Raw genomic sequence first — 14,283 nt, 5'->3', positions numbered from 1 at the left:
ACGGATCACTTCTCCCGGTCCGCGGCCTCTTGCGTCTGCTCCACGATCTCCTCCGGCGTCGCCTGGCCGGCGAAGAGCAGGGCCACCGCGTCGTTCATCGCGTTGCCGACCGACGTGCCGAACGCCGTGTCGAAGTAGAGCTGGACGAACGGAGCGGTGTCGCGCACCTCGAGCAGCTCCGCGAGAGCCGGGTCGGTGACCGAGTCGGCCGCGGCCGGGTTGGTCGGCAGACCCATGTCGTTCTCGGCGAAGCCCTGCTGGACCTCGTCGGAGAGCAGGTACTTCACCAGGTCGACCGAGGCGTCGGGCGCCTCCTGGGCGACCGCCCACGCGTCACCGCCACCGAGCGCGGCCTCGGGGTCACCCTCGCCGCCCTCGATCGCGGGGAACGGGAACCAGCCGGTCTTGTCGCCGAGGCCCTCGCCGTTGTCGGTGAGGCCCTGCATGACGCCGGGCTCCCAGTGGCCCGCGAGCTCCATGGCGACCTGGCCGGTGGCCAGCAGGCCGGAGGCCGAGGTGGCACCCTCCTGCGCCGGCGTGGTCAGGAAGCCGGGGTTGAAGGGCTCGGTCTCGATGAAGGTCGCGAGCGCCTCACCCGCCTCGACGAAGCATGGGTCGGAGAAGTCCAGGCTGCTGACGGCGTCGGTCAGCACGTCCTCGGAGCAGGCACGCAGCGCCGTGTAGTACCAGTAGTGCGCGGCGGGCCACTTGTCGCCGGCGCCGACGGAGAGCGGGGTGATCCCGGCCGCCTTGAGCTGCTCGACGGTGGTGGCCAGCTCCTCCATCGTGGCCGGCGGCTCGGTGATGCCCGCCTGCTCGAAGAGCTCGGTGTTGTACCAGAAACCGACGACGCCGACGGAGAACGGCAGCGCGTAGGTCTTGTCGTCGACCTGCCAGCCGGCCAGGGTGCCGGGGTTCAGCTTGTCGATCTCCTCGGAGGCGGCCTCGGAGATGTCACGGACGAGGCCGGCCTCCACGTGGTCGCCGAGCTCGCCGCCGCCACGCTCCATGTAGACGTCGGGCACGTCGCCGCTCTGGAACGCCGCCGCCAGCTTGTCGACCATGTCCTCGTGGGCCATGGCGACGACCTCGACCTCGACGCCGGGGTTGGCGTCCTCGAAGTCCGCGGCGACCTGCTCGTAGTAGCCCTTGCCGGGCTCGTTGTTCGAGTTGTGCCACCAGGTGATCGTGTTCTCGTCGCCCCCCGATGCGCTGCTGTCATCGCCACTGCCGCAGGCACTGGCTGTCAGCAGCACCGCGCTGCTGCAGAGCACCGAGAGAGCTGCTCGCCCCGAACGCCGCATGTCTGACCCCTTCGTCTCGCCGCACGCCGCCTGTGGCGTGGGACACGCAACGAGAAGGTTGCAGCAAGGGCTTGCGCTGTCAATCGTTGTCGATAACGATTTCGCGCCATGACCCCTGCCACGTCCCTCGACGCCGTCCGGAGCGTCGAGGCGACCCTCACCGTGCGCCGTGCCGACGGCTCGCCCTGCGCCGACAGCGACGTGACCGTCGAGCAGGTGCGGCACGGGTTCGGGTTCGGCAACATCGGTTTCGACTTCGTGGGACTGGCCAACGAGGAGCAGGACGGGGCGCGGGAGAACGTCTTCGGCGGCGCCGAGCCCGAGGCCGCCCAGCGGCTCGAGGAGCTCTGGCTCGACGTGTTCAACACCGCGACGCTGCCGTTCTACTGGGCCGGGTTCGAGCCGGAGCAGGGCCGGCCCGACACCCGCCGGCTGCAGGTCACGGCCGAGTGGTTCCGCGACCGCGGGGTGACGGTCAAGGGTCATCCGCTGGTCTGGCACACCCTGGCCCCGGACTGGCTGCGCGCCTACTCCGACGAGGACGTCGAGCAGATCGTGCGGGCCCGGGTCCGGCGGGAGGCCGCCGGCATGGCCGGCCTGATCGACACCTGGGACGCGATCAACGAGGTCGTGATCATGCCGGTCTTCGCCAACGAGCCCGAGCAGAACGCGATCACCCGGTTGTGCCGCAGCATCGGTCGCATCCCGACCGTCCGGCTCGCCTTCGAGGAGGCGCGGGCGGCGAACCCCGCCGCGACCCTCGTCCTCAACGACTTCAACCTCTCCACGGCCTACGAGTGCCTCGTCGAGGGCGTCCTCGAGGCCGGGGTGCAGGTGGACGCGATCGGCCTGCAGAGCCACATGCACCAGGGCTACTGGGGCGAGGAACGCACCCTGGAGGTTCTCGAGCGGTTCGCCCGCTACGGCCTGCCGCTGCACTGGACCGAGACCACCCTGGTCTCCGGGGACCTCATGCCGCCGGAGATCGTGGACCTCAACGACCACCAGGTCCCGGAGTGGCCCTCCACCCCGGAGGGCGAGGCCCGCCAGGCCGACGACGTCGTCCGCCACTACCGCACCCTGCTGGGACACCCGGCCGTCGAGGCGGTGACCTACTGGGGGATCACCGACCGCGGCGCCTGGCTGGGCGCCCCGGCCGGGCTGGTGCGTGCCGACGGCACCCCCAAGCCGGCCTACGACGCCCTGCGCGGGCTGGTCAAGGAGGAGTGGTGGCTCGCCCCGACGCCGATGCGGACCGACGGCGAGGGCCGGGTCCGGGTGCGCGGCTGGGCCGGCGACTACTCCGTGTCGGTGGCGGGCGGCTCCGCGACGTGGGCGCTGCGGCACGACGCGCCGACGCCGGAGGTCGTCCTGGCCTGACCGCGTACCACCCGGGACCGGGGCAGGATGCTGCGAGCGCGGCGCCCTGACGCACCCGTCCCCGGCACAGGCGGCCCGGTCCGCCGCACCAGCAACCACGAGACAGGACGGACTTCCACGGGCATGGTTCTCAACCCCGACAACGACGCTGCGCTCTGGCGCGATCCGGAGGTCCCCGCCGAGGACCGGGTCGCCGACCTCGTCGACCGCATGACGCTGGAGGAGAAGGTCGCCCAGCTGTACGGCGTGTGGGTCGGCATCGACGCCACCGAGGGCGAGGTCGCCCCGCACCAGCACGACATGGCCGCGGCGCCGGCGGACTGGGACCAGCTGATCGGCATTGGCCTGGGCCAGCTGACCCGGCCGTTCGGCACGGCCCCCGTCGACCCCTTCCTGGGCGCCAAGGGCCTGGCGGAGAGCCAGCGGCAGATCATGGCCGCCGGCCGGCACGGCATCCCGGCGCTGGTGCACGAGGAGTGCCTCACCGGGCTCGCGGCGTGGACGGCGACGGTCTTCCCCTCGCCGTTGTGCTGGGCGGCCAGCTTCGACCCGGAGCTCGTCGAACGGATGGGCGCGATGATCGGCGCGAGCATGCGCCGGCTGGGCGTCCACCAGGGGCTCGCCCCGGTGTTCGACGTCGCCCGGGACATGCGCTGGGGGCGGGTCGAGGAGACCATGGGCGAGGACCCGCACCTGGTGGGCACCATCGGCAGCGCGTACGTCCGCGGCCTGGAGTCCAGCGGGATCGTGGCGACGCTCAAGCACTTCGTCGGCTACTCCGCCTCGCGGGCGGGCCGCAACCTGGCCCCGGTCTCGGCCGGACCCCGCGAGATCGCCGACGTGTTCCTCCCGCCGTTCGAGATGGCCCTGCGGGCCGGCGCCCGCTCGGTGATGAACAGCTACACCGACACCGACGGCGTGCCCGCGGCCGGCGATGCCGCGCTGCTCACCACCCTGCTGCGCGAGACCTACGGCTTCACCGGGACCGTGGTCGCCGACTACTTCTCGGTCGCCTTCCTGCAGACGCTGCACGCCGTGGCCGGCTCGCCCGGCGAGGCCGCCGCGCTGGCCCTGGAGGCCGGGATCGACGTCGAGCTGCCGACCGTGGCCTGCTACGGCGAGCCGCTGGTCGAGGCGGTGCGCGCCGGTGCCGTGGACGAGGCGCTGGTGGACCGGGCGCTGCGCCGCGTGCTGCTGCAGAAGTGCGAGCTGGGCCTGCTGGACCCCGACTGGTCGCCCGACTCGCCGGCGGTGCTCGACGGCGAGGTGGACCTGGACCCGGAGGAGTCGCGGGCCGTGGCCGGCGACCTCGCCCGCCGGTCGGTGGTGCTGCTGGCCAACGACGGCACGCTGCCGCTGGCGGCCGGGGCGCGGCTGGCGGTCGTCGGTCCCCGCGCCGACACCGCCGAGGCGATGCTGGGCTGCTACTCCTTCCCGATGCACGTCGGCGTGCACCACCCCGACGTGCCCGTGGGCGTCGACATCCCGACCCTGGCCGACGCGCTGAAGAAGGCGCCGGAGGCCTTCGACGTCGTCGTCGCCGAGGGGTGCCCGGTGGTCGGTGGCGACGACGAGGCGATCGAGGCCGCCGTGCGCGTCGCGGCGGAGGCCGACGTCGTGGTCGCCGTCCTGGGGGACAAGGCCGGGCTGTTCGGCAACGGCACCTCGGGCGAGGGCTGCGACGCGGTGGACCTGCGGCTGCCCGGTCGTCAGGAGGAGCTGCTGGAGGCGCTCCTCGGGACGGGGAAGCCGGTGGTGCTCGTGCTGCTCAGCGGCCGCCCCTACGAGCTCTCGCGCCAGGTCGACCGGCTCGCCGCGGTGCTGTGCGGGTTCTTCCCCGGCGAGGAGGGCGGCCCGGCGATCGCCGACGTCCTCAGCGGCCGGGTGGCCCCCTCGGGCCGGCTGCCGGTGAGCTTCCCGCGGGAGGGCGGCAGCCAGCCGAGCACCTACCTCGCCTCGCCGCTGGGCCGCAGGACCGACGTGAGCACGGTGGACCCCACGCCGCTGTTCCCCTTCGGGCACGGCCTGGGCTACGGCGCCGCCACCTGGTCCGGCGTCCGGGCGGCCGGCGGCCCGGAGTGGGCGACCGACGGCACCGCCGAGCTGGCGGTCGAGCTCCGCAACGAGACCGGCCGCGAGGTGACCGAGGTCGTGCAGGTCTACCTGCACGACCCGGTGGCCGAGGTGGTCCGGCCGGTGCAGGCACTGGTGGCCGCGCGCCGGGTCGACCTGGCGCCGGGAGCGGCCGCGACCGTCCGCTTCGCCCTGCACGCCGACCTGACCTCCTTCACCGGCCGGGCCGGTTCGCGGATCGTGGAGCCGGGCGAGGTGGAACTCCGGGTGGGCGCCTCCAGCGCCGACGTGCGGGAGACCCTCCGGTACACGCTGGCCGGGCCCCGTCGCACGGTCGGGTTCGACCGGGTCCTGCACCCGCAGACCGTGGTCGAGCCCCTGGAGGTCACCGCCTGATGCCGCAGGCCGACCTGTCGCTGGAGGAGCTGCGGCGCTACGACCCGCAGCTCCCCGCGCCCGCGGACCTCGAGCAGTTCTGGCGGGCGACCCTCGACGAGGCGGGGGAGTGGCCGCTGGACGCGACCTGGACCCCGGTCGACTCGGGGCTGGTGACCGTCGAGACCCACGACGTGACCTTCGCCGGCGCCGGCGGCTCCCCGGTCCGCGCCTGGCTGCACCTGCCGGCCGGCGCGGTGCGCGGGGACGGGCCGCTGCCCGGCGTGGTCCAGTTCATGGGCTACAACGGCGGGCGGGGGCTGCCGCACGAGCACGTCTTCTGGGCGTCGGCGGGGTTCGCGCACCTCGTCGTCGACACCCGGGGGCAGGGCAGCGGCTGGACGGTCGGGGACACCGCGGACCCGGTGGGCTCGGCGGCCGCGCAGCCGGGCTTCCTCACCCGCGGCGTGCTGGACCCGCGGGACTACTACTACCGGCGCGTGTACACCGACGCCACGAGAGCCCTCGAGGTGCTGCGCGGGCACCCGCAGGTCGACGCCGACCGGGTCGCCGTGGCCGGCATCAGCCAGGGCGGCGGGGTCGCGCTCGCCGTCTCGGCGCTCGCCGGCGGGGTGCGGGCGGTCATGGCCGACGTGCCCTTCCTCTGCGACTTCCCGCGCGCCACGCGCATCGCCGCCGGGGACCCGTACGGGGAGATCGTCCGGTACCTCAAGGCGCACCGGGACCGCGTGCAGCGCGTCTTCGCGACGCTGAGCTACTTCGACGCCGCCGTCCTGGGCCGCCTGTCGTCGGCCCCGGCGCTGTTCTCGGTCGCCCTCATGGACGAGATCTGCCCGCCCTCGACCGTCTTCGCCGCCCACGCCGCGTACGCCGGACCGAAGGACATCACGGTGTACCCGTTCAACGACCACGAGGGCGGGGAGGCCCACCAGCAGCGCGAGCAGCTCGACTGGCTGCGCGGCGTCCTCGCCGCCCCGTCCGCCGCACTGCCCGCCGGCCCGCCCGCCGGCCCGCCCGCCGGCCCGCCCGCCGCCCGGACGCGGGCGGTCTGATGCTGCGTGCACGCCTGACCATCGACCCGGCGCGACCGGTGGGCCCGGTGTCCCGCCGGCTCTTCGGCGCCTTCGTCGAGCACATGGGACGCGGCGTGTACGGCGGCATCCACGAGCCGGGCCACCCGACGGCGGACGAGGAGGGGTTCCGCCGGGACGTGATCGACCTCGTCACGGAGATGGGGGTGACCACGGTCCGGTACCCCGGCGGGAACTTCGTCTCCGGGTTCCGGTGGGAGGACGGCGTCGGCCCCCGGGACCAGCGCCCGGTCCGGCTCAACCTCGCCTGGCACAGCACGGAGACCAACGAGGTCGGGCTGCACGAGTTCGCCTCCTGGCTGGAGAAGGTCGGCGCCGAGCTGATGCTCGCGCTCAACCTCGGCACCCGCGGCACGCTGGAGGCGCTGGACCTCCTCGAGTACGCCAACGTGCCCTCCGGCACGACGCTGGCCGACCAGCGGATCCGCAACGGGCGGCAGCGGCCCTTCGACGTCCGGATGTGGTGCCTCGGCAACGAGATGGACGGGCCGTGGCAGCTCGGCCAGCGGTCGGCAGAGGACTACGGCAAGCTTGCCGCCCGGACGGCGAAGGCGATGCGCCAGCTCGACCCGGACCTCGAGCTGGTCGCCTGCGGCTCGTCGGGCGCGGCCATGCCGACCTTCGGCGAGTGGGAGCGCACCGTGCTCACCCACGCCTATGACGACGTCGACTACATCTCCTGCCACGCGTACTACGAGGAGAAGGACGGCGACCTCGGCTCATTCCTCGCCTCGGCGACGGACATGGACCGGTTCATCGAGTCGGTCCTCGCGACCGCCGACCACGTGAAGGCCGTGCGCGGCAGCTCGAAGAGCCTCGCGATCTCCTTCGACGAGTGGAACGTCTGGTACCTGTCCCGGGTCCCGGCGGACCTGGCGAAGCGGATCGACGACTGGCCCCTCGCGCCGCCGATCAGCGAGGAGCCCTACACGGTGGCCGACGGCGTCGTGGTGGGCAGCCTGCTGATGTCGCTGCTCCGGCACGCCGACCGGGTGACCAGTGCCTCGATCGCGCAGCTGGTGAACGTGATCGCCCCCATCGCGGCCGAGCCGCAGGGTCCGGCGTGGCGGAAGTCGACGTTCTTCCCCTTCGCGACCACCTCCCGCCTGGCGCGCGGCGACGCCCTGGACGTGCGCGTCGACGGCCCGGCGTACGACACCGCGGCGTACGGCGAGGTGCCCGTCGTGGACGCCGCCGCCACGAGGGAGGGCGGTGCGCTCGCGCTCTTCCTCGTGAACCGCTCGCAGGCCGACGAGGTGGAGGTCCGCCTCGACCTCGCCGGACTCGGGGTGAGCACCGTCGAGGAGGCACTGACGCTGTCCGATCCGGACCCGCACGCGGCCAACACCACCGACCGGCCGGAGCGGGTCGGGCTGCGACCGAACCCCCGCGCCACCGTGGTCGAGGGCACGCTGTGCGTGACCCTGCCCCCGGTGTCCTGGACAGCCCTCGCCCTCCACTGACCGCGGGACCTCCCGCCCGACGTACCGCAGCACGACGCACCACCTATCCGACAGCCCGATCCCGGCGACGACGCCGGGGGAGCAGATCAGGAGCACGAGATGGCATCGGTCACCTACGACAAGGCGACACGGGTCTACGCCGGTACCGAGCGGCCCGCGGTCGACGCGCTCGACCTGACGGTCGAGGACGGCGAGTTCCTCGTCCTGGTCGGCCCGTCGGGCTGCGGCAAGTCGACGTCGCTGCGGATGCTGGCCGGCCTGGAGGAGGTCACCGACGGCCGGATCCTGATCGGTGACCGGGACGTCACGGACGTGGCGCCCAAGGACCGGGACATCGCGATGGTGTTCCAGAACTACGCGCTCTACCCGCACATGACGGTGGCCGACAACATGGGCTTCGCCCTGAAGATCGCCGGCATGGGCAAGGCGGAGATCGGCGAGCGGGTCCGCGAGGCGGCCAAGCTGCTGGACCTCGAGGACTACCTCGACCGCAAGCCCGGCAAGCTCTCGGGCGGGCAGCGGCAGCGGGTGGCGATGGGCCGGGCGATCGTCCGCCAGCCCCAGGTGTTCCTCATGGACGAGCCGCTGTCCAACCTCGACGCCAAGCTCCGGGTGCAGACGCGGACGCAGATCGCCCAGCTGCAGCGCCGCCTGGGCATCACCACCGTCTACGTCACCCACGACCAGGTCGAGGCCATGACGATGGGGGACCGGGTGGCGGTGCTCAAGGACGGCCTGCTCATGCAGGTGGGCCGGCCGCGCGAGCTCTACGACCGCCCGGTGAACGCCTTCGTCGCCGGCTTCATCGGCTCCCCGGCGATGAACCTCTTCACGCTGCCCCAGGCCGAGGGGGGCGTGCGGTTCGGCGACGAGGTCCACCCGGTGCCGCGCGACGTGCTCAGCCAGGCCACGGACCCCACCGTGCAGGTCGGCGTCCGGCCCGAGGACCTGGAGGTCTCCGACCGCGGGCTGGCCGTCGAGGTCGACGTCGTGGAGGAGCTGGGCGCCGACGCCTACGTGTACGGGCGCACCGTCTTCGACGGCACCGAGCAGCTGATCACCGCCCGCGTCGACGGGCGTCGCCCGCCCCAGCGCGGCGAGATCCTGCACGTCCTCCCGCGGCAGGGGCACGTGCACCTGTTCGACGTCTCGAGCGGCCGGCGCCTGGGCGACTGAGTTCCCCGCCCAGGAACCCGGAACTCCAGGTCCCGGACCATCCGGCTCATCCCTGGGGTGGGTCCTCGCCCACGAGTCCGTCGACCGCCTCGCGGAGCAGGTCCGCGTGGCCGACGTGGCGGGCGTACTCGTCGTGCAGGTCGACCAGGATCCGTCGCAGCACAGGGGACCGGCCGCCGGCGTCGGTGGTGAACGACGCCGGCCGGTCGAGACCCCCGGGCCTCCAGCGCCGCCGTCCAGGCCGCCCGGGAGCGCTGCACGGCTCCGCGCCAGAGGGCGTACAGCTCCGCGGGGCCGTCCTCGGCCGCCGACCGCCAGTCCCACGTGGGGTCGGCGTCCCAATCCACCGAGCGCCACGGTTCGCCGGGCGGACGGCCCGTGACGTCGATGGCGTACCTCTCCTCGACCCAGGCCAGGTGCTTGAGGAGGCCGGCGAGCGTCATGGCCGACGGGGGAGCGGGCCGGTGGAGGGAGGCCGCGTCGAGGTTCCCCGCCTTCCAGGCGAACTGCGCCCGGGAGCGGTCCAGCGCGAAGAGCAGCATCTCTGCCTCGCCGGCGTCCGGGCCGGGCTCGGTGACGGCGGTGTCCAGATGGGTGTCGTCGGTCATGCCGCGACGCTAGGGTCCATTCCGGACGATCTACTGCCGGTTCTGGGCGAGAGGTTGCCATGCCTGCCGAGACGAGCCCGACCGCACGCGCGCTGCTGGCCCTGGAGTGCATCCAGAGCCGGCCGGGCGTGACGGCCGGTGGGCTGGCCGCTGCGTTGGGCGTCACCGAGCGAGCCGCGCGCCGCTACGTCGCCATCTTGCGCGAGGCGGGCGTCCCCGTGGAGTCGGTGCGCGGGCCCTACGGCGGGTACCGCCTCGGGCGACGGCACCGGCCACCGCCCCTCGTCTTCACCGCGGACGAGGCGCTGGGACTGGTCATGGCGGTGCTCGACGGCCACCACGCGGCCGACGACCCGACGGCCCACGTCGGCAGCGCGCTGGGCAAGATCGTGCGCTCGTTGCCGGAGCGGCTCTCGGCGCAGGTGGAGGCGGTGCGGCGGACGACGACCGCGGCCCCGGACCGGGCCGCGGTCCGGCCCGACCCCGGCACGACCGCCGCCCTCGTCGAGGCGTGCGCCGCGCGGCGGGCCGTCCGGATCGGCTACCGGTCGGCCGCGGGGTCGTCCGGACGGGAGCTCGACGTCGACCCGTGGGCGCTGGTGGTGCGGCACGGACGCTGGTACCTGCTGTGCTGGTCGCACGGCGCCGGCGCCCGCCGCGCCTACCGGGTCGACCGCATCGGCCACGTCGTGCTGCTCGACGCGGCGGTCGTGCCCCCCGAGGACCTGGACCCCGTCCGGGACCTGGAGGTGCACCTGTCCGTGGGCTGGGAGTTCGAGGTCGAGGTGGTCGTGGACGCGCCGGCCGAGGTGGTCCCGCGGTGGCTGCCGCCGGCGATGGGCCGCGTGGAGGCCGTGGACCGCGACCGGGCCCGCGTGCTGGGCAGCACCAGCAACCCGGTCTGGTACGCGGAGCAGCTGGTGGTGCTGCCCGTGCCGTACCGGATCGTGCGCTGCCCGGAGCTGCGGGAGGCGGCTCGCGAGCTGGGTCGTCGGCTGGCGGCAGCGGGGGAGGAGTCGGGCGACCGACCCGGAGGGGGGAGGCCGGTGGCGGACGCTACCTAGACTCGTCCGAGGCACCCGGCGATCCGGCGTGCCGACGGAGCCGACAGGTCGTGAGCATCGCAGTGAGGAACGAGCGAGGAGCGGAGCGACCGCGGAGGCGTCGTGTGGCATTGCCGAACGAGGAGAGTGCATGGCCGTCCGAGCCATCCGAGGCGCGACCCAGGTCGAGGCCGACGATCGCGAGCAGGTGCTCGAGGCGACCCGTGAGCTGGTGCGGACGGTCATGGACCGCAACGGCCTGGACCCCGAGGACCTGATCAGCATCCTGTTCACGGCCACCCCCGACCTCGTCTCGGAGTTCCCGGCGCTGGCCGCGCGGGAGCTGGGCCTTGGTGACGTGCCGCTCATGTGCGCCACGGAGATCGCGGTGCCGCACGCCCTCCCGCGGGTGCTGCGGCTCATGGCGCACGCCGAGACACCGAAGGCCCGCCCCGACATCCAGCACGTCTACCTGCGGGGCGCGGTCGCGCTGCGCAGGGACATCGCGCAGTGAGCGCACCCGAGAGAGCAGTGAGTGAGCAGATGACCTTCCGAGGCCAGGTGACCCTCGACGGACCGTCGGGCACCGGCAAGTCCAGCGTGGCGCGCGGCGTCGCCGCCCGCCTGGGTGCGGCCTACCTCGACACCGGCGCGATGTACCGGGCGGCCACCGTCGCGGTGCTCGACGCCGGTGTCGACCCCGCCGACGCCGAGGCGGTGGCCCGCACCGTGGCCGCCTCCCGCATCGAGGTCGGCACCGACGCGGCCACCGAGACGGTCCGCGTCGACGGCGTCGACGTCGCCACCCGGATCCGCGGCGTCGAGGTCACCCGCGCGGTGTCCGCCGTCTCGGCGGTGCCCGCCGTGCGCCGGCAGCTCGTCGACCAGCAGCGCTCGCTGGTCGGCTCGGCCGACGCGGTGGTCGTGGAGGGCCGGGACATCGGCACCGTCGTGCTGCCCGACGCCACGGTGAAGATCTACCTGACCGCGAGCCCGGAGGCGCGGGCACAGCGTCGCGCCGGCCAGCTCGCCATCACCGCGCCGGACGAGGTGGCCGTGCTCGCCGCCGACCTGCGCCGCCGCGACGAGTTCGACAGCAGCCGAGCCGACAGCCCGCTGCGCCCGGCCGCCGACGCCGTCGTCGTCGACAGCACCGACCTGGACCAGCAGGGCGTCGTGGACCGCGTCGTCGAGCTGGCCACGTCGACCGTTCCCGCCGGGAGGCAGGCATGACCGAGGAGAGCACCGGCCCGCTGCCGGTCGTCGCGATCGTCGGTCGGCCGAACGTCGGCAAGTCGACGCTGGTCAACCGGTTCCTCGGCCGCCGCGCCGCCGTCGTGCAGGACGTACCGGGGGTCACGCGCGACCGGATCAGCTACGAGGCGCTGTGGAACGGCAAGCGGTTCACCGTCGTCGACACCGGCGGCTGGGACCCGAAGGCGGCCGGGCTGGGCGGGGCGATCAGCCGGCAGGCCGAGTACGCGATGAAGACGGCCGACGTCATCGTCTTCGTCGTCGACAGCCAGGTCGGCGCCACCGACACCGACCTGGCGGCTGCCCGCATCCTGCGGCGCAGCGACCGGCCGGTGATCCTCGTGGCCAACAAGGTCGACGACGAGCGCAGCGAGGCCAACGCCGCCGAGCTGTGGAGCCTCGGCATGGGGGAGCCGCAGCCGGTCAGCGCGCTGCACGGCCGCTCCAGCGGCGACCTGCTCGACCTCGTCCTCGAGGCGATGCCCACCGCGCCCCGCGAGCAGCTGGAGGAGGGCGGCCCGCGCCGGGTCGCGCTCGTCGGCCGGCCCAACGTCGGCAAGTCCAGCCTGATCAACCGGCTGGCCAAGGAGGAGCGCTCGGTCGTCGACTCCGTCGCCGGCACCACCGTCGACCCGGTCGACTCGATCGTCAGCCTCGGTGGCGAGGAGTGGCGGTTCGTCGACACCGCCGGCCTGCGCCGCAAGGTCAACACCGCCAGCGGCATGGAGTACTACGCCAGCCTCCGCACCGAGGCAGCCATCCAGGCCGCCGAGGTCTGCGTCGTCCTGCTGGCCGCCGACGAGGTCATCAGCGAGCAGGACCAGCGGGTCATCACCCAGGTCGTGGACGCCGGCCGCGCGCTGGTGCTGGCCTTCAACAAGTGGGACACCCTCGACGAGGACCGGCACGCCCAGCTCGAGCGGGAGATCGACCGCGACCTCGCGCACGTGAAGTGGGCCACGCGGGTCAACATCTCGGCCTCCACCGGCCGGGGCGTCGGCAAGCTGGCCGACCACCTGCGCGCCGCGATCGCGTCGTGGGAGACCCGCGTGCCGACGGCGGAGCTGAACACGTTCGTCCGCGCGCTGGTGCAGGAGACGCCGCCGCCGGCCCGCGGTGGTCGCGCTCCGAAGATCAAGTACGTCACGCAGGCCGACGTCCGGCCGCCGCGGTTCGTCGTCTTCTCCACCGGCTTCCTGGAGGCCGGCTACCGCCGGTTCCTGACGCGCAAGCTGCGCGAGCAGTGGGGCTTCGCCGGCTCGCCGATCGAGATCTCGGTGAAGGTCCGCGAGGGCCGGGACAAGGACGCCAAGCGCGGCTGACCACCGTCGAGGCCGGCTCCGGACGTGCGGTAATCTTCCGGGGCGGCCGCGCGGCCCGGGGGTTTCCCGGCAGGCGTGCGGCGTGCGGGCTGTAGCGCAGCTTGGTAGCGCACCTGACTGGGGGTCAGGGGGTCGCAGGTTCAAATCCTGTCAGCCCGACAGAGTGGTCAGGGGCCGTTCCCGGACATCCGGGAACGGCCCCTGCTGCGTTCCCGGGGGGCAGCCGTCCTCGACCCCCGCGCTGCGGGTCCCAGAACCGTTATCCCCAACAACGAGGCGGCCCGGTCGACGAACGCACGACGCTCATCGAGGACGGGGCCCGGTCAGCCGACGGCGAGCCGGAGGCACTCGGGGCAGGGGTCGGCCGATCCGGTGCCCCGTGGTCCGTCCCACCTGCCCTGGACGACGCCGACCGGCGCCCCGCAGAGCGCGGCCCACGGTGCCGGGAGATCGGCCGTGGAGCGCAGGACCGCGTGTGCCTGCCCGGTGGCCTGGTCGCGGCCGGCCGCGTGATCGGAGCTCATGCCCTCCAGCATGCGACGCGGGCGTGCGGCGGCGGCGACGGGGTAGCGCAGCGGCATGGCGCAGCGACTGGATCCGACAGCCGGCAGCCCGCAGCGGTTGCCCTCCCGGGCGACGGGGCTGCTCTACGGGCTGGGCTTCGGCGGGTTCGTCGACGGCATCGTGCTGCACCAGATCCTGCAGTGGCACCACATGCTCAGCTCCGTCGAGGGGCGGGAACCGACCACCCTCGCCGGGCTGGAGATCAACACCGTCGCCGACGGCTTCTTCCACCTCGCCACCTGGGTGCTGGCCTTCGCCGGCACCGTCACCGCGATCGTCTCCTGACGCCAGGGGCGGATCGCACCCAGCTGGAGCTTCCACATCGGGCTCGTCCTCGTCGGCTGGGGGATCTTCAACCTCGTCGAGGGGCTGATCGACCACCAGCTCCTCGGCGTCCACCACGTGCGCGACGACCTCGGCGCACCACTGAGCTGGGATCTCGGCTTCCTGGGTCTCGGGGTGCTGCTGATCGGAGGCGGCTGGCTGCTGCACCGCCGTGGTGTGGCCCGGATGGCGGCGAGAGCGGCCGCGCGAGCAGGGTGAGCGGGCGCGGTGAGCGGGGCGCCGGGTCTTGTCGGGCGGCGCACCCACGCGGCAGGCTGTGACGCA

Annotated in this window: 12 protein-coding genes, 1 tRNA gene and 2 pseudogenes; 11 read left to right on the top strand and 4 right to left on the bottom strand. The window is 73.6% G+C overall.

Translation table 11 applies throughout. The features are described from left to right. Positions 1-5: 5 nt before the first annotated feature. Positions 6-1,274, bottom strand: a complete 1,269-nt coding sequence (locus tag GCU60_RS08630; RefSeq protein ID WP_204261682.1) for an extracellular solute-binding protein — start codon at positions 1,272-1,274, stop codon at positions 6-8. Positions 1,275-1,412: 138 nt separating this feature from the next. Between GCU60_RS08630 and GCU60_RS08625 the strand changes: the two genes are divergently transcribed. From GCU60_RS08625 to GCU60_RS08605, 5 genes are all read left to right on the top strand, one after another. Next, positions 1,413-2,684: an endo-1,4-beta-xylanase gene (locus tag GCU60_RS08625; RefSeq protein WP_163204207.1), complete on the top strand. Its 1,272-nt coding sequence runs from the start codon at positions 1,413-1,415 to the stop codon at positions 2,682-2,684. Positions 2,685-2,807: 123 nt separating this feature from the next. Then, on the top strand, positions 2,808-5,153 hold the full coding sequence (locus GCU60_RS08620; RefSeq protein ID WP_163204205.1) for a glycoside hydrolase family 3 N-terminal domain-containing protein: 2,346 nt from the start codon (positions 2,808-2,810) through the stop codon (positions 5,151-5,153). After that, on the top strand, positions 5,153-6,205 hold the full coding sequence (locus GCU60_RS08615) for an acetylxylan esterase (protein WP_163204203.1): 1,053 nt from the start codon (positions 5,153-5,155) through the stop codon (positions 6,203-6,205). The genes GCU60_RS08620 and GCU60_RS08615 overlap by 1 nt, the downstream gene beginning before the upstream one ends. Next, positions 6,205-7,707, top strand: a complete 1,503-nt coding sequence (locus GCU60_RS08610; protein ID WP_163204201.1) for an alpha-N-arabinofuranosidase — start codon at positions 6,205-6,207, stop codon at positions 7,705-7,707. Before GCU60_RS08615 ends, GCU60_RS08610 begins: the two co-directional genes overlap by 1 nt. 99 nt (positions 7,708-7,806) lie before the next feature. Next, the gene (locus GCU60_RS08605; RefSeq protein ID WP_163204199.1) at positions 7,807-8,883 is read left to right on the top strand and encodes an ABC transporter ATP-binding protein; all 1,077 of its coding nucleotides are present in this window, start codon (positions 7,807-7,809) and stop codon (positions 8,881-8,883) included. A gap of 46 nt (positions 8,884-8,929) precedes the next feature. On the opposite strand, the gene GCU60_RS21555 is transcribed toward GCU60_RS08605, so the two are convergent. Together GCU60_RS21555 and GCU60_RS22065 are read right to left on the bottom strand one after the other, a co-directional pair. After that, complete coding sequence (locus GCU60_RS21555) at positions 8,930-9,226, bottom strand: DUF664 domain-containing protein (protein ID WP_345770494.1); 297 nt, start codon at positions 9,224-9,226, stop codon at positions 8,930-8,932. Then, positions 9,117-9,425: pseudogene (locus tag GCU60_RS22065) on the bottom strand (DUF664 domain-containing protein); the annotation flags it as partial. The pseudogene GCU60_RS22065 and the gene GCU60_RS21555, both read right to left, overlap by 110 nt. A gap of 125 nt (positions 9,426-9,550) precedes the next feature. Here GCU60_RS22065 and GCU60_RS08595 point away from each other — a divergent pair. From GCU60_RS08595 to GCU60_RS08575, 5 genes are all read left to right on the top strand, one after another. After that, entirely contained in the window at positions 9,551-10,555 is a 1,005-nt protein-coding gene (locus GCU60_RS08595) for a helix-turn-helix transcriptional regulator (RefSeq protein ID WP_163204197.1), read from the top strand. Positions 10,556-10,685: 130 nt separating this feature from the next. After that, complete coding sequence (aroH, locus tag GCU60_RS08590) at positions 10,686-11,048, top strand: chorismate mutase (protein WP_163204195.1); 363 nt, start codon at positions 10,686-10,688, stop codon at positions 11,046-11,048. Positions 11,049-11,077: 29 nt separating this feature from the next. Further along, the gene (cmk, locus tag GCU60_RS08585; protein WP_163204193.1) at positions 11,078-11,767 is read left to right on the top strand and encodes a (d)CMP kinase; all 690 of its coding nucleotides are present in this window, start codon (positions 11,078-11,080) and stop codon (positions 11,765-11,767) included. Further along, positions 11,764-13,110 carry a ribosome biogenesis GTPase Der gene (gene der / locus GCU60_RS08580; RefSeq protein ID WP_163204191.1) on the top strand — a complete coding sequence of 449 codons (1,347 nt, stop codon included), beginning with the start codon at positions 11,764-11,766 and terminating at the stop codon, positions 13,108-13,110. The genes cmk and der overlap by 4 nt, the downstream gene beginning before the upstream one ends. Before the next feature lie 85 nt (positions 13,111-13,195). After that, positions 13,196-13,269, top strand: a tRNA-Pro gene (locus tag GCU60_RS08575). Positions 13,270-13,433: 164 nt separating this feature from the next. Here the strand turns inward: GCU60_RS08575 and GCU60_RS08570 are convergent. Then, positions 13,434-13,634, bottom strand: coding sequence for a hypothetical protein (locus GCU60_RS08570; protein ID WP_163204189.1), 201 nt, complete (start codon positions 13,632-13,634; stop codon positions 13,434-13,436). Between the two features lie 55 nt (positions 13,635-13,689). Between GCU60_RS08570 and GCU60_RS20235 the strand changes: the two are divergent. Next, positions 13,690-14,217 (top strand): annotated as a pseudogene (locus GCU60_RS20235) (DUF2243 domain-containing protein). Positions 14,218-14,283: the final 66 nt, after the last annotated feature.

The organism is Blastococcus saxobsidens (assembly GCF_010682065.1).
In the GTDB taxonomy this organism is placed as follows: Bacteria; Actinomycetota; Actinomycetes; order Mycobacteriales; family Geodermatophilaceae; genus Blastococcus; species Blastococcus saxobsidens_B.
The sequence above is the reverse complement of the archived record's forward strand: the minus strand, read 5'-3'. Positions and strand labels throughout refer to the sequence as shown.